The organism is Croceitalea dokdonensis DOKDO 023 (genome assembly GCF_001306415.1).
Lineage (GTDB): Bacteria > Bacteroidota > Bacteroidia > Flavobacteriales > Flavobacteriaceae > Croceitalea > Croceitalea dokdonensis.
The window spans coordinates 94,666-110,364 of the sequence record NZ_LDJX01000005.1; the positions used below are offsets into that span (position 1 = coordinate 94,666).

General features: G+C 38.6%; 17 protein-coding genes and 1 tRNA gene. 3 read left to right on the forward strand and 15 right to left on the reverse strand.

Annotated features, from left to right (window positions below):
- Positions 1–295: 295 nt before the first annotated feature.
- Entirely contained in the window at positions 296–1,687 is a 1,392-nt protein-coding gene (locus tag I595_RS11285; RefSeq protein WP_054559542.1) for a dipeptidase, read from the reverse strand.
- Between the two features lie 239 nt (positions 1,688–1,926).
- Here I595_RS11285 and I595_RS11290 point away from each other — a divergent pair.
- Both I595_RS11290 and I595_RS11295 read left to right on the forward strand, forming a co-directional pair.
- Positions 1,927–2,008: transfer RNA gene (locus I595_RS11290), tRNA-Leu, on the forward strand.
- A 382-nt stretch (positions 2,009–2,390) separates the two neighbouring features.
- Entirely contained in the window at positions 2,391–2,678 is a 288-nt protein-coding gene (locus tag I595_RS11295; RefSeq protein WP_054559543.1) for a ParB N-terminal domain-containing protein, read from the forward strand.
- Between the two features lie 242 nt (positions 2,679–2,920).
- Here I595_RS11295 and I595_RS11300 read toward each other — a convergent pair whose 3' ends face one another.
- From I595_RS11300 to I595_RS11365, 14 genes are all read right to left on the reverse strand, one after another.
- Positions 2,921–3,832, reverse strand: a complete 912-nt coding sequence (locus I595_RS11300) for a DUF5996 family protein (protein WP_054559544.1) — start codon at positions 3,830–3,832, stop codon at positions 2,921–2,923.
- Between the two features lie 53 nt (positions 3,833–3,885).
- A complete protein-coding gene (locus tag I595_RS11305) occupies positions 3,886–4,092 on the reverse strand; it encodes a (4Fe-4S)-binding protein (RefSeq protein WP_054559545.1) in 207 nt (68 codons plus the stop codon).
- Between the two features lie 3 nt (positions 4,093–4,095).
- Positions 4,096–4,380 carry a GNAT family N-acetyltransferase gene (locus tag I595_RS11310; protein WP_054559546.1) on the reverse strand — a complete coding sequence of 95 codons (285 nt, stop codon included), beginning with the start codon at positions 4,378–4,380 and terminating at the stop codon, positions 4,096–4,098.
- Between the two features lie 29 nt (positions 4,381–4,409).
- Entirely contained in the window at positions 4,410–5,288 is an 879-nt protein-coding gene (locus tag I595_RS11315; RefSeq protein WP_054559547.1) for a pirin family protein, read from the reverse strand.
- A 171-nt stretch (positions 5,289–5,459) separates the two neighbouring features.
- Positions 5,460–5,777, reverse strand: a complete 318-nt coding sequence (locus tag I595_RS11320; protein WP_054559548.1) for a GNAT family N-acetyltransferase — start codon at positions 5,775–5,777, stop codon at positions 5,460–5,462.
- Positions 5,778–5,789: 12 nt separating this feature from the next.
- Positions 5,790–6,236 carry a DoxX family protein gene (locus I595_RS11325; protein ID WP_245628275.1) on the reverse strand — a complete coding sequence of 149 codons (447 nt, stop codon included), beginning with the start codon at positions 6,234–6,236 and terminating at the stop codon, positions 5,790–5,792.
- Positions 6,237–6,259: 23 nt separating this feature from the next.
- Positions 6,260–7,627 carry an alginate export family protein gene (locus tag I595_RS11330; RefSeq protein ID WP_083467585.1) on the reverse strand — a complete coding sequence of 456 codons (1,368 nt, stop codon included), beginning with the start codon at positions 7,625–7,627 and terminating at the stop codon, positions 6,260–6,262.
- 9 nt (positions 7,628–7,636) lie between these two features.
- Positions 7,637–8,059 carry a DoxX family protein gene (locus I595_RS11335; protein ID WP_054559550.1) on the reverse strand — a complete coding sequence of 141 codons (423 nt, stop codon included), beginning with the start codon at positions 8,057–8,059 and terminating at the stop codon, positions 7,637–7,639.
- Positions 8,060–8,154: 95 nt separating this feature from the next.
- Positions 8,155–8,679: a YceI family protein gene (locus tag I595_RS11340; RefSeq protein WP_054559551.1), complete on the reverse strand. Its 525-nt coding sequence runs from the start codon at positions 8,677–8,679 to the stop codon at positions 8,155–8,157.
- Positions 8,680–8,751: 72 nt separating this feature from the next.
- Positions 8,752–9,180, reverse strand: coding sequence for a DoxX family protein (locus I595_RS11345; RefSeq protein WP_054559552.1), 429 nt, complete (start codon positions 9,178–9,180; stop codon positions 8,752–8,754).
- Positions 9,180–9,782, reverse strand: coding sequence for an FMN-dependent NADH-azoreductase (locus I595_RS11350; RefSeq protein WP_054559553.1), 603 nt, complete (start codon positions 9,780–9,782; stop codon positions 9,180–9,182). Before I595_RS11350 ends, I595_RS11345 begins: the two co-directional genes overlap by 1 nt.
- Before the next feature lie 5 nt (positions 9,783–9,787).
- Positions 9,788–11,605: an amidohydrolase gene (locus I595_RS11355; protein ID WP_054559554.1), complete on the reverse strand. Its 1,818-nt coding sequence runs from the start codon at positions 11,603–11,605 to the stop codon at positions 9,788–9,790.
- A gap of 59 nt (positions 11,606–11,664) precedes the next feature.
- Positions 11,665–12,354: a hydrolase gene (locus I595_RS11360; protein WP_054559555.1), complete on the reverse strand. Its 690-nt coding sequence runs from the start codon at positions 12,352–12,354 to the stop codon at positions 11,665–11,667.
- A gap of 67 nt (positions 12,355–12,421) precedes the next feature.
- Complete coding sequence (locus I595_RS11365; protein ID WP_054559800.1) at positions 12,422–13,138, reverse strand: pirin family protein; 717 nt, start codon at positions 13,136–13,138, stop codon at positions 12,422–12,424.
- A 424-nt stretch (positions 13,139–13,562) separates the two neighbouring features.
- Between I595_RS11365 and I595_RS11370 the strand changes: the two genes are divergently transcribed.
- Positions 13,563–15,680: a sigma 54-interacting transcriptional regulator gene (locus I595_RS11370; protein WP_054559556.1), complete on the forward strand. Its 2,118-nt coding sequence runs from the start codon at positions 13,563–13,565 to the stop codon at positions 15,678–15,680.
- The last annotated feature ends 19 nt before the right edge of the window (positions 15,681–15,699 follow it).

Here is a 15,699-nt window from a genome sequence, read left to right on the forward strand (position 1 = left end):
TCTACAAATGTAGAGTTTAAAAGTGTACGGTAACGTAGGGAGGTTATGTGTTGGGAACCAGTTTTTGGAATCGTTTTTTTTGTGCTTAGTGGGGAGTGATGCGCAGTGAAATAAGGATTTCTTGCTGCTTCTGGAATCGTGGCAGGATGGTTTACCGCGTTAGCGATTGCAGCGGCATCTTTTTGTCCATTTTACGACGGCTATGGTATGTCCTTGACTTTAATGGGCAAAAAATATAGCGGAAAGCGCGGCCCTATGCCAATTTTTATCGGCATAGGGAAACGCCCAAATAGTGTTACTGCCTGCTTAACTGGGTAAAATACTTGTAGAAATACGGGATGGTCTCAATGCCTTTAAGATAGTTCCACACCCCAAAATGTTCGTTGGGGGAGTGTATGGCGTCGCTGTCCAGTCCAAAGCCCATCAAAATGGTCTTGCTGCCCAATACCTGTTCAAAAAGCGCCACAATGGGGATGCTGCCGCCCGTACGTTCTGGAATAGGGGTCTTGCCAAAGGTATGTTCATAAGCCTTGGAAGCTGCTTGGTACCCTATACTGTCCATATTGGTCACATACGGTAGACCGCCATGGTGGGGAGTTACTTTTACTTTTACACTATCTGGCGCCAGGGCCTTAAAGTGTTTGGCAAAGAGTTCTGTAATTTCATCCGGGTCTTGGTGGGGAACCAGGCGCATGGATATTTTGGCATAGGCCTTACTGGCAATAACGGTCTTGGCCCCTTCACCTGTGTAACCTCCCCAAATACCGTTGACATCCAAGGTGGGTCTGATGGAGTATCTTTCACTGGTGGAATAGCCTTCCTCACCTTGCACGTTGCCAATATCCAATGCTTTTTTGTACTCCTCCAGATTAAAGGGTGCTTTGGCCATTTCGGCCCGTTCTTCGGCAGAAACCTCTTCCACCTTATCATAGAAATGAGCAACGGTTATTTTGCCATTTTCATCATGTAAAGAGGCTATCATTTTACTCAATACGTTGATGGGGTTGGGCACCGCTCCGCCATAAATACCAGAATGTAGGTCGCGGTTGGGGCCGGTAACTTCTACTTCAACATAGCTTAAACCCCTTAGTCCAGTGGTAATGGAGGGTACATCGTTAGCAATCATGCCCGTATCTGAAATAAGGATAATATCATTTTTGAGTTTCTCTTTATTATCTTCCAGAAAATCAGCCAAGCTATCGCTTCCTACCTCTTCTTCACCCTCAATCATCACTTTGACATTGCACGGCAGCACATCATTTTTAATCATGAATTCTATGGCCTTTACGTGCATGTACATTTGGCCTTTATCATCGCAGGCGCCACGGGCAAAAATTGCCCCCTCTGGGTGTAGTTCTGTTTTTTTGATGACCGGCTCAAACGGGGGAGAGGTCCATAGGTTCATTGGGTCTGGTGGCTGCACATCATAATGGCCGTAGACCAATACCGTTGGTAAATTGGGGTCTATGATTTTTTCGCCAAAAACCACTGGGTACCCCTTGGTCTCACAGATTTCGGTATGGTCACATCCTGCATTTTCTAGGGCTTGTTGCACCATTTGTGCTGTTTTTAACACATCTTTGGCGTAGGCCGGATCTGCGCTGATGGATGGGATTTTAAGTAAATCAATAAGCTCGTTTAAAAATCGGTCTTTGTTTGCACTGATATAGTCTTTGATTGTTTCCATACGTTTATTTAAAGGATTAAAATTACGAAACCTAGTTGGGGTAATTCAATTTTTTGCGACGTCAATTACAAATATTCATTTTTGCTATTTCACAATAATAAAATTGAATTATATTTGCATCCCAATTTATTTGGGCTGGGAACCGTAGATGGATGGCATTTGCTGACCCACGAGGTATCGGAAGGTAGACCCGACGAGATTGGTTTGGTGCCTGATGAGGGTTCTTAAAGTATTGAAATGCGGATGTGGTGGAACTGGTAGACACGCTAGACTTAGGATCTAGTGCCGCGAGGTGTGCAGGTTCGATTCCTGTCATCCGCACGCTTTCAACTGCAATAGTGCAGTCCTAAAACCTCTCAGAAATGAGAGGTTTTTTTGTTTGGGTGCAACATGGGTAAAACATTCCTGCTTTTTTCAAGACAAGTTATAGACTGATGTTAAGTGCATTTATTTGAAATCAAATCCTATTTCTTCTATTAGAGATTAATAAATTTTGTGTTTTCTCAACTTTAGTTCTTCGGGTGTGAGTTTATTATCATACAATATACCCGAAGGCTAAACTCGTAAAAAACTTCCATCAAAAGACTTCGGTATAAAGTCAACGCTACTTCCTGTACTCATTTATTCCGGTTCCTTTTGAGCCAAGATTTTACCTTTCGTTTGGTTTCTGCTCAAATATTGTTTAATCAAAAACTTGAGTATTATGAGAACAAAAGCAAGCACCACAAAGAAGCGCAGTAGAGCAAAAGCAACTGCCAAAAAAGAAGGAAGCAGAAAGAAATCATCCGCGCTTCAAATTCAGAACTTACCATTGGGCAAAATCAAGCCTGACCCAGAACAATCAAGAAAGACTTTCAACAAAGATGTATTGCAGCAACTTTCTAAGAGTATGGAAGCGCACGGTGTATTGCAGCCAATCTCGGTAAGGCAACTAAATGACCATTATGTCATCGTAATGGATGAACGTCGGTATCGGGCAAATTATTCTTAAACTTGATTGAAAAATCAAAGAAAGAAAATGTCTTACTGATTCCCGAAATACGACAGTAGTGGGCAGAAGAAGAAAGCAATCAGCTCATTATTTTACAGTTAGAAAAAATTGGCTTGAAGGTCTATCTGCTGGATGATGTTGAAATCATTAAATTCATTTCTAGCAATTATATTATGTGTTTGTTGAGCTATAATATTTTGAAATTCTTTAATTCATCAAATACAGTTGCAGAAATATTCTAATTAATCCGTTTTTACTGTCAACGCCTCAATATCCCAACCTGCTAATTTTGCCCCAGCCTGATAACTGCTTTCCAAAAAATCCATAATATCTTGTGTTGGGTTGTCGCTGCTTAAAATGTCCTTGTAAAGTAATAGCGCCATTGGACTTCCGTTAGAATCTTGCCATTTAGCAGCTTTGGGTTGTAACGGTTCTTTATCAATGCCATCTGGCGATGGGTAAGTATAAGAATAAAATGCAGGTTCTTTAATGGTGTCGTCCCCAAACCAAAAGCCGAAACTTATTACCTCGTGTGAGTATGCCTCTTTTTCGACTTGTGATACATCTCCCATATCTGGTGCTTTTTTACCTGAAAACCTGGTTACCACAAGGTCGAGGTGATGCCAGTAAATATGTACGGGACAGGTTTTACTATAAGACCTGCCACTAAACTCTTTTAAGACCATATCTACTTGCACCAGTATTTGCCAAGCTTTATGAACTGCTGCTGCATCATAAGAATCGTGCATTGTACATTGGTCAAATGGAATACTGTCCGATAAATCATAAGGCTTTGCAAGAATGTCAAAATCAATGCTTAAATCATTAAGAATGTTTGTTAGATTTTTATAGAAATCGGCTACTGAGAGTCCATCTTTCAATTCAAAAGAACGACGGTCGCCTTTGCTTGTAGAAACAATGAGTTTGTGGTCTATAAAATCGAAAGCAACTTCAAAAGTAAAATCGCCATTAGGAATAGCGTCTGTCGAAATACCATTACTTGTTACATATAAAGTAATATGCCACCAATGGTTATCTTTTGGCATTAAGGACAAGCGTAATTTGCCTACTATCTGTAAATAACGGTGCAAGGTTTCTTTAGTCGCTGACCAATTCTCTAAGGGAAATGATGGAAATATATTTTGATTGCTCATAATGAAATTTTTCTAGGTTAATTCAAACAGAAATTTAGTCTTTAAGTATATTTCTATTCATAACTTAAAGCTCCAGACGGACAAGCGTCTATCTGCTTTTTTAAGGCTTCAACTGAAGCGTTTTCTGGTTTAACCCAAGGGCGCTCTTTAGGGCTATAAACTTCTGGTAATTTTTTAACACAAACACCTGCGTGTATACATTTAGCGGGTTTCCAAACTACGGTAAAGTCCCCTTTTTTGTATTTTTTGATTTTTTCCATGGGTTATTTTTTTAAGACATCTTGTATATCCTCATTCTTTTTGAACATTGCATTGGCAAAAGGACACAAAGGCATAATTTTTATTCCTTTTTCTCTCGCCATTTCTACAATGTTGTAAAGTAACTGCTTGCCAACACCTTTTCCTTTAAATTCAGGCTCGACTTCAGTATGGTCTATGATAATGAGCTCTTTGCTGGCGATGGAATAGGTCATTGCACCAGCTTTATTACCATTTTCTCTAGCTATTGCGAAGCCTTTATTATTTCTTTCGGTTATTGTGATTTCCATTTCTATTTTTTTAAATAATTAATCTTTTTTTAATTTTCTAAATACCCGAATTTTCCTGATTGAAAATCGTTAAATGCTTCGACAAGTTCTTCCCTTGTATTCATTACAAAAGGGCCTTGTGCAGCAATGGGTTCATTGATAGGCTCGCCACTAAGAATCAATACCACAGCGTCATCTGTAGCTTCTATTTCAAACGTTTCGCCATCGTTTGCCATCAGTGCTAAATGGTCTAAGGGGACTTCTTCAGTTTCATTAATCACGATACTGCCTTCCAGCACAAGCAGTGCTGTATTGTAATTTGACGGTATTTGAAAATCGGCTTTAGTGCCTTTTTTCAGTTTGGCATTTAATAAATGTACAGGCGTAAAAGTCGATGCAGTGCCTTTTACATCCTTGTATTCTCCAGCAATGACTTCTATTGTGCCAGTACCATTGGATAATTCGTAACGATTGATATCTTCATTTTTTATGGCTTGATACTTAGCATCAGATTTTTTGTCCTTTGCAGGTAAGTTGACCCATAGCTGTACCATTTGAAAATCGCCACCTTTTTTACTCCATTCTTCTTCGTGGTATTCTTTGTGTAGGACACCACTGGCCGCTGTCATCCATTGCACGTCTCCTTCACCTATAACGCCACCACCGCCACTACTGTCGTGATGCGCCACACGACCTTTATAAGCAATAGTTACGGTTTCAAATCCTTTGTGTGGATGCACGCCTACACCTTTGGGTTTTTCAGAAGGTGGAAAATGATAGGTACTGTTATAGTCCAACATTAAAAATGGACTCATACGCTGCATACTTAGTCTATAATTGCTGGGTATAAAATTATGTACCCTAAAACCATCACCCACAAAGTGCGGTTCTCTTGGACTCACTACAAGTTCTACTGATTTTGTTTTCATCTTCATATATTTTTTAGAGGACACATAAATGAGATTTATATTTCCTTCGGTTCACAGATAGCTGTGCGGTAACTGTTTTTACGCTTTTGTTCCTTTATGCAACGGGATACACTTTTTGAACTACGCTTTCGCGAAAGCGTAATTATAAAGAAAGCGTGCTAAGTAACATCTTTACAGCTGCTCATATCCTTTAAACTTTGGACTCACGATGCGCTTCCATTCTGGATGTCTTTTTATATATGCAAATACGTAAGGACAAAATGGGTGCAAGGTGATGTTATTATCATCCAGATAGTGCAAGGTTTTTTCTACTACAGCTCCTGCTGCACCTTTCCCTTTTAGTTCTGGGTCAGTCTCTGTATGCACGAGTGCGATGTCGTTCATTATCGTCTTGTAATCTATAAAGGCAAAGTGGCCATCTATTTCAATTTCAAAACGCTTTTTGTCTTCGTTTTTAATTAACGGAATGTCCATATATTCTGATTTCATAATGGATAGTTTTTAATTGTTTCTATTCTTAAACGCTTTCCAAGCGCCGGTGCTCCATAACGCCCAAAGCACTAAAACGGGCTGGAAGAATAATCTTATGAGCCTAGCGCGGTCTGAGTCTAGCCCAAAAGCATCTATCTCATTTACATACTGAGAGATGTTGCCTGGAAATATTAATACGAAAAATATGGCCGTAGCCCAACCTACCAGTGCCTTCCATTTATAGAAAACCAACAAGGCGAGACCCAAGATAATTTCTACAATTCCTGATAATACCACTACTAAGTCGGTTGAAATTGGTACCCAATTTGGCACTTGCGCCACAAACTCCGGTCTGTTAAAAGTAAGGTGGCTTATTCCGGCAAATAGCAATGCAGCTCCCAGTAGTAATCTAAAAATGGTTTGCATCCATTTTGTATCGGTATTGTATGCCCATTTTAATTTTTCTGATAGTTTCATAGTATTGAATTAATTGGCGTGTTTTAAAACTTAAATTCTGTGGTAAATACAAAATGATATAAGGTGTCGCCTTGGTTGCTCTGCTTTAAGAATGCACCAGGGAAAATGACATTGGATTCTATTTCAAAATTTAGAAAATCATTGACTTGGTAGGCTGCAATAGCGCCTATTTGATTTCCTATAAATCGCTCTGTATTTACAGATGGATAATCTAAAATCAACGCTGGATTGTATAATCCATCATTAGTTGAAAAACGCCAGAAAGCCACATAATCAAATGCGATAGCTACTTTCCCGATTTTAGTCTCCACATACGGATGTACATCTATTAAATTAGACGGCCCAAAACGTGCCACACGCCCAAAATAGGCACCTCTGGGATAAAGCGCGTCAAAGGTATTTAGGGTAGTATCGTTTCCATTGGTGTCGCCACTAATGGCTTCTGTTTTAATACCAAGTGTAAATGGATGTGTGGTAGTAAACTTTTTTTCTACATTAAATGAGGCTGTCCAAGCGGTAATGTCTTGATTACCAAAACTTCCTAGCTGATATACAAACTCGTTGTTGTAATCCAGTCCTTTCCAACTTCCAAAATGCCGTAACCCTATTGAGGTCCTATTATCATCTGCCGTACCAACATTCCACGTTTTATTGTCTTCTTTTTTATGCAGCACATAAATGTCTGTATTGGTATTGGTTGTCCAGTTTTGCGTCCAGTATAATGCCGTGAGCGTTTCTGAATTTTCAAAGCTGTCATTATCAAAAACTCCAGCTTGCTGTTGCACCGGTATGGCGTGGAATCCGGTCAATTTTGTATTATCATCTTCGTATTGTAATTGCGCCATATCAAAGGATAAGCGCACATTGGGTCCTTCACGCACGTCAACCAATCTGCCGCTTCCCAAGCGCATATTTTGTCGGCCTACCAGTACATTGAAGCTGTCATTGACACGGTATCTGGCAAATAGTTGATTGATGCTTAATTCGTCTTTTTGAACGGGACTGATGTCTTCCCTGCTGTTAATAAGACTTGAATTCAGCTCTCCGAATAGTTCAAAGTTTGAACCCATTTTCAGGTGCGCGTGAAACATTCCACGATGCAAGAACCAATAGTCGGTTTGGTCTTGGTTTTTATCAAATTGCTCATTGATAAAAGATTCGGTTTGAAAACGATAGCTTCCACCTAGGCTTAAAGTAGCATTATTACCGATTGGAATAGACTTTAGCCTTTGGTACGCATTCATAGGTTCAACTATCGAGATATTGTCGTCCTTACGTAATAGACTAAAATCCAAGGTGTTCTTTTCTGATTGCGCTGTAGCCTGTGCCGAGCAAAGTCGAGGTACGAAAGCGTAACTGAAAATAAGAAAGAGCCATACATACTTTTTCATCACCTAAAACTATTTTTGAGATTTAAAGATTTTATAATCAATACTATACTTACCAGCGCCCACATAAGCTATAAAGCCAAAGACAATAGAATATATAAGCGGTGTATCTTGTAGGTTTGCTGGGTCAGTTAAATGAACCACAAAGAGACCTGTAAGTGTTAGTGAAATGATAAACAACGCTGATACTCTAGTAAAAAAACCAAAAGCGACAAATAGTGCGCAAAATACGTTTGCAAAAATGGCGTAGTAAGTGGAAAATGTGCTCCCAAAACCTAAAGGGTCTGGAATATGCGCCATTGCATCCTGTATATTTAAAAGCTTAGGAAGACCGTGGGCTTTTAGCAATGCCACAGCTGCCATAACACGTAATGCTAGAAGTGCTACATCTATATTAGCATCTCCAACCAATATTTTTTTTAAGATAGCCTTCATCGTTTTTTCGTTTTAATAGACGTTAATTGATTAAAAAAAATGGGACTGGTCTTAGCTGCAGACCAATCCCATTAAATTGACATTGTTACTGCTTTTTATTGCTTGATAAACTGAAGGTCTGCCACTAGGTTAATCGTATCGCTTACTACGATGCTACCTGCCTCTGTAACGGCATTCCAAGTAAGACCGAAGTCTTTACGGTTTATCTTTCCTGTGATTTCAAAACCAGCTTTGGTCTGTCCGTAAGGATCCACCGCAACACCATTAAAATCAGTGTCAAGTGCCACCTCTTTAGTAACATCCTTAATGGTTAAATCTCCGATGATTTTATCGCCATCAAAAGATTTTGATTCAAACTTCATTTCTGGATGTGCAGCGGTATTGAAAAAATCCTCTGACTTTAAGTGTGTATCTCTATCGTTGTTTTTTGTGTTGATAGAATCAATTTTTGCTGTGAAATTGAATTTTGCATTCTTAAAGTCATCGCTCTCTGTCTCTACAGATGCGTTGAAATCTTCAAAAGCACCTTTTACAGTAGATATCATCATATGCTTTACTTTAAAGCCTACTTCTGAATGTGCGTTGTCAATGTTCCATTTTGTTTTTGTTGCTGTTTCCATTTTTCTAAATTTTAAAAGTTATACTTGTTTATTGTTTTAAAATGTGTTCCTCACTATGAGGATTAATTATTTTTATTTTTTATTCTTGGAAATCAAATAATCCAAAGAATACTTTCCTGCGCCCAAGACCAGTAATGTGATATAATTTACCGCATATAGAAGTCCTAGTTCTTGTCTTCCAAAACCGTCGTTGCTGTGCACTATAAGTGCTGCTACGAGCATAGTAATCAGTAATGGAATTGCTGCTAGTCGTGTGCCCAATCCTAAGATGAGTAGGATGGAACAAAACACTTCTGCAAAAACTGTAAGGGCTAAGGATGCTGTTGCTCCTACACCTAATGGGTCTGCAAATTGTATGACCTCGTCACCAAACAGTCTATCCAATTTACCTAAGCCGTGCGTGAGCATAAAGATGCCGGCAGCCACTCGTAATAGTAACAATACTAGGCTAAGGTTTCTCGCCTCTGTACCTGGATTGTAAATTTGCTTTAGCACATTCATTAGATAACGGGTTGTAATTGGGTTATTTTCTGAATTTGCTCATCCACTTTTGCAAAGGATTGTTCTGCTTTTTTTACCAATTGGTCTACGGGAATAATTTCTACATCAATAATCCCGATAAAGCTTAAAAATTGCTTTATATATTTTGATGAAAAATCTGCTTCACTTCCTACAGGTACTCCACCGCTAGCAATGACGACATAGGCTTTCTTTCCTTTTAAGAGACCAACAGGTCCATTTTCAGTATATTTAAATGTGCGCCCAGCTCTTGCTATCAAATCAAAATATGCTTTTAGCGATGCAGGAACTGAAAAATTATAAATTGGTGCGCCTATGACTAAAATATCGGCATTTGAAACCTCTTCTATTAAACCATCCGCTACTTGCAGCACTTCATCTTGTCTTTTGGTACGTTCTCCTTTTACAAACAATGCGTTAAGCATTTCTTCATTTATAAAAGGCAAGTCAGAATAGGCTACATCTCTTTCTTGTACAGTCGCTTCTGTATGTTCTGACAGAAGTTTATCTACTACCTTATTAACGTACTTTCTACTGATAGAAGTTGTGCGATTGCTACTTGAATTTATTTTTAGAATATTCATTGCTTTTAGTTTTTTTGAAAGCCACCGTAATACTTTACTGGCGACCAATCTGGTGTTACCGCTGGTAAAGGTGGATTCAATTCTTTATACTCTTTGTCTGCATATACTACCTTGCCATCAACAACTGTCAATACCGATTCCAAGTCACTTATTTGTGCTGCTGGAATGGTAAAGTAATCGTCAGAAAGGATAGCAAAATCTGCATACATCCCGTTTTCCAAAGTTCCTTTTACATCTTCTTCTTTAGATACCCAAGCACTACCTTTTGTATATAGGTGTAATGCTTCTTCTCTTGTTAATTGATTAGAAGGTTCTGCGAGTTGAAAATCTCCAACGGTCTTCCCTGTAACTAACCAATATAATGCTGGCCAAGGATTATAACTTGCTACACGAGTACCGTCAGTACCAGCACCAACTGGGATTCCTGCTTCCATTATTTTCTTAACTGGTGGTGCTTGTTTTGCTTTATCTGCGCCGTAACGCTCCACAAAAAACTCTCCTGCATACGCCATTCTCGCTTGTATGGCAATACCACCATTTAAGGCTTTTATGCGTTTTAGGTCCTCTTCCTTAACCGTTTCGGCGTGGTCAAAAAGCCAGCGATTTGCCGTTAGTTTTCCATTCGTTTCGGTATTTACTTCTTCGATTACATCTAGCATATTGCTAATGGTTTCTCCATAGGTAGCGTGAATTCTAAAAGGCCATCCGTTTTCTGCGTGAAGGACTAAAATCTTCTTTAAATCTTCTCTCCACGTCGGTCTATCCTCTAGCATTGGTTGTGGTGCTAAGAAATTTTCAAAATCTCCTGCGCTCCAAGCTAAAAACTCGCCACCACCTTCAAGCTCGTAACCGTGGTCTAAATGAATTTCTCCATTATGTCCCACTTTATTGTTTGCCATCCACTCTTGAAACTCTTCATATTCAGCTCCTTTATTTTGAGGGAATAAGTAATATGAAAGTCTGATGGGCATTTCGCCATTTTCAGCTAACACTTTTGTTCCCGTATAATCCTTTGGGAATTTGTGACCACCGCCACCAGCATCGATACCGCTTGTAATTCCAAAGCTGTTCAATTCTCTGTAAAATTGTTTCGTTCCGTTTACCATTGCTTCTTCGCTTAATGGTGGTAATGAACCTATTCTAGCATACAGAATCGTAGGGTTAGGCTCTGCTAATAGCACTCCTGTTAGTTTACCATCTGGTCCTTTTTCAAACGTACTTCCTTCAGGTGCTTTTGTGTTTTCATCAATATTTAAAGCATCTAAACCAGCTTGGTTTAACCAGCCTCTACTGTAGAGAAATAATACAAATGTTGGTACATCTCCCGTTGCTTCATTGATTTCTGCTGGTGTTGGAAATCTTTTTTCTTCAAATTGAAAAGGACTCCATCCGCCTATGACGCGAACCCATTCACCTTCTGGCGTACGTCCTGCTTGTTCTTTCAACATTTCCAATGCTCTTTTTAGGGTTTTTACACCATCCCAACGTAATTCTGCATTGTAAAAACGTCCACCTCTTGTAAGGTGTAGGTGTGAATCATTAAGACCAGGAATGATTGTTCTTCCTTTGGCATCTATGGATTTGGTGCTATCTCCCTTGAGTTTTAAAATCTCTTGGGTTGTACCAGTCTTTACTATTTTACCATCTTTGACTGCGATGGCCTCAGTAATTGTTCTGTTATCGTCCATCACCGCAACCTTTGCATTGGTCACAATTAAATCTGCGGTATCTTCCGATTGTGCTGTTTCAGTACTTGTTTTTTGTGTGTCTTTACAAGAAACAAAAGCTACAGCTAGTATTAAAAGTAAAATAAATCGTTTCATTGTAATTTGATTTTGAAAAGCGCTTTGCGTCAAAGCAAAGCGCTTTATAGATTATTAGTTTAGTGCTTTAACATTTTGCGAGCGTACTGGATTCCTATTCCGTAGCCACCACCAAAGCGCATTGCCAATTGGTTTACAGCTTCATAAGTTTCACTTCTTGCCCAGTCACGTTGTAGCTCTAGTAAGTATTGTAAAGATGTGATAGGCTTAACACCTGCTTGTACCATTCTGTCAACAGCCATATCGTGTGCTTCTTGTGAAATATCTCCTGAAGCATCTGTAATAACATACACTTCGTAGCCATCATTTATAGCTGATAGTACCGGCCCAACAACACATACACTTGTCCATAGACCTGCCATTACGATTTTCTTTTTGCCTTTTCCAGTAATAGCTTTATAAGCATTTTCATCTTCCCAAGTGTTCATAGTAGTTCTATCGATGTATTCTTTGTTGTTAGGGAAAAACTCTATAATTTCTGGGAATACAGGACCGCTAAAAGATTCTTCTGCAACTGTAGTAACTACAGTAGGAATATTAAAGATTTTTGCCGTTCCTGATACTAATCCAACATTGTTACGCAATTGAACTGGGTCAACTCCATTTACGGCAAATGCCATCTGACCTTCGTGGTCAATGAGTACTAACGAGTGGTTAGTAGGGTCTAATAATTCAGGACTTGGTTTTTGAGCAATTGCATTGAATGTAACTGCTAGTAGTAATACGAATGTTAATTTAATTGCTTTCATTTTAATTTAATTTTTGTCTTTAGTGACGGTTATACTTATTTGTGATTTATAATTAATTGTTAAGGAATTACATTGCCATTGGAACTTCCATCAATAAGATTTCAGTATCGCTATCTGCCTTAATATCTAAGGTTTCAACATCCCAGATACCTAAGCCATCTCTTTGATTTAATTCTTGACCGTTAATTGTGGCATCACCTTTTAAGATAAAGGCATACACACCATTATTTTTTGAGTCGTTTAGGTTATAGCTAACCGCTTTGTCCTTATCAAGATTGGTCATATTGAACCAAGCGTTTTGATGAATCCATACACCTGCATCATCTGCATTAGGTGATAACACTTGTTGTAGTTTGTTCTTACGGTCTGCCGTATCCAGTGTTATCTGGTCGTAACGTGGTGTGACATTTTGCTTGTTAGGAATCACCCAAATCTGTAAGAACTTTACAGGCTCGTCTGGACTGTTATTGTATTCTGAGTGCATAATACCCGTACCAGCACTCATTACTTGCACGTCACCAGATTTGATGATGGCTTTATTACCCATATTATCTTCGTGCTTTAAGTCACCTTCAAGTGGAATGGAAATTATTTCCATATCCCTGTGAGGATGTGTTCCAAAACCTTTACTCTCTGAAACTGTATCATCGTTCAGTACTCTTAACACCCCAAAATTCATTCGCTCTGGGTTGTGGTAGTTTGCAAAACTGAAGGTATGTTTAGAATGTAACCATCCGTGATTAGCATCGCCTCTTGTGTCTGCTTTGTGAAGTATTGTATTCATTGTTTTTGTTTCTTTATTAGGTAAATGATTATACCCTACGTTAGTATTTGTTAATGAATTGTTTGATTTCTCTTTTTCTGCTTTCGCGAAAGCGGAACCTCCAACGACTGTTGCTATGCCACCTGCGATTGTAGTTTTTAAGAAGTCTTTACGTTTCATTTGTTTTTGTTTATTGTTTTTTAATGGTCAAATGGTGCATCCGATTGAAAAATTTAGATTAAATGAAATCTCGATTACGGATGGTTCATTTCTATTATTGTTTTTTTATTACGCCTTACATTAGGCTAAACTTGTGCCAAAGCAACAAGTAATTGATTTGCAGTAACTTAAATGTTGTACCAAAATATAAAACCGTCTTATTTTTGAGATATTTCTGTTATTTGAGAAATTTTTGATTATTTTTAACACCTATATCATTTCAGTTATGACCGATGTAAAAGAAATTTCTCTTGTAAAAGAGTGGCTGGTAGATGTCTTGCCCTACGAAGTATTTTGGGCAAATGAAGATGGTAGCCTTGCCTATGGAAATCAAAAACTCTGTGAACGCTTGGGGTACAAGAGCTCTGAGCTTACTAAGCTTACTATATTTGATATCAATACTACGGTTACGCCAGAAAGCTGGAAGAAGCATTGGGATGGACTTAAAAAAAATAAGTCGGAAAATTTTAAAGCCATACACAAAAAGAAATCTGGAAAATTTTATGAAGTAGAAGTTTTTGCGCAGTTTTTCTCAAATAACAGAAAAGAAATGATTTGTGGTATTATGAACGACATTTCATCTTCGAGCTTTTACAAAAACTTGATTAACAATGTAGAGTCTATTGCTAAAGTAGGTGGTTGGAAATTAAATCTTCAGGATGGTTCTATCATCGTGACCGAAGAAGCTTTCAAAATTTTTGGGACAGAAAATAAAGAAGATTTTCATCCTAGTAAAATCATCCAATTCATTAAGGATGAAGAACGGTTTAGGTCTAGCATTGTCAAGACCATTAGAAATGGCATCCCGATGGATGAAATTTTTGAGACTAAAGAAAACCCGAGCAGATATATACGTTCCATTGCCAAGCCTGTTTTAAAAGGCGATAAAATTTTTGAGGTGGTTGGCGTTTACCAAGATGTAACAGAGCAATACCTAAAAGAGACCAAGCTCAATTTTTTTAAGGATGTCATCGATAATGCACAAGACCTCGTTTACATATATAATAGAGAAGGAAAACTTATAGACTATAGTAACTCTGTTGCAGACACGTTGGGGTATTCTAGAAAAAAACTGGACAGTGCGACCATTTTTGAGCTAGATACCGGAGTTACCGAAGACTGGTGGGAAAGCCATTTTGCAGAAATAAAAGAAAAAGGGTCGGTACAAATGGAATGGATACTTACCAAGAAAGACGGCACCCGATTTCCTGTAGATATCGTGGCCAACTATATGAACTACCAAGGACAAGATATCAATTGTGCTGTAGTGCGGGATATTACAAAGAGGAAAGAACGTGACCTAAAACTATACCAAGCCCTTGAAGAAATTAAGTCCTTAAAAAATAGGCTGGAGGATGAAAATGAATATCTAAAAGAAGAGATTAGTGGTAAAATAAATGCTAACAATATTGTTTGTGAAAGTGAGGTCTATGAAAAAGTCTTAGAACAAGTAAACCTCGTTGCACCTACTGATACCACAGTATTGATTACGGGCGAATCTGGAACGGGAAAAGAGTTGCTGGCCAGTGCTTTGCACAACAATAGCCTACGCAAAGACCGCCCTTTAATTAAAGTGAACTGCGCAACGCTGCCCAAGGAACTTTTTGAAAGTGAACTTTTTGGTCATAAAAAGGGCGCCTTTACAGGTGCGGTGGCAGACAAGGTAGGAAAGTTTACCCTTGCCGATGGTGGTACCATCTTCTTAGATGAGATAGGCGAAATGCCCATTGATTTACAACCTAAATTATTACGCGTTCTACAAGAAGGCGAATTTGACGAGGTAGGTGGTTCTAAAACTATTAAAGTTGATGTACGTGTCATCGCTGCCACAAATAGGCGCTTAGAAGATATGATAAAGGAAGGCACGTTTAGAGAAGACCTATACTATCGCTTAAATGTGTTCCCAATATATAATATCCCGCTACGTGGTAGGAAAGAAGATATACCATTGCTGGCAAAATTCTTCCTAGAAAAATATTCGGCAAAAGCTGGTAAAGCATTCAAACGATTATCTAAAAAGACCATCGATAGTTTGATGAGGTATGATTTTCCAGGAAACATTAGAGAACTGGAAAATTTAATTGAACGCGCTGTCATACTTGAAAGTGGCACCACCTTACACACAGGAAGCTGGATGCCATCAACTTCAAAGACCATAGACACGAGCAACCTTCTCACCTTTGAAGAAGTACAAAAGCAACACATTATTAAAATATTGGAGCGCACCAACGGAAAAGTAAGCGGTAAAAACGGTGCCGCTGGTATTCTGGATATGAACGCCAAAACACTTTTTGCCAAAATGAAAAAACTGGGCATAGAAAAAGAAACCATATTTAAAACGTAATCATTTAAAGCCTTTTAAA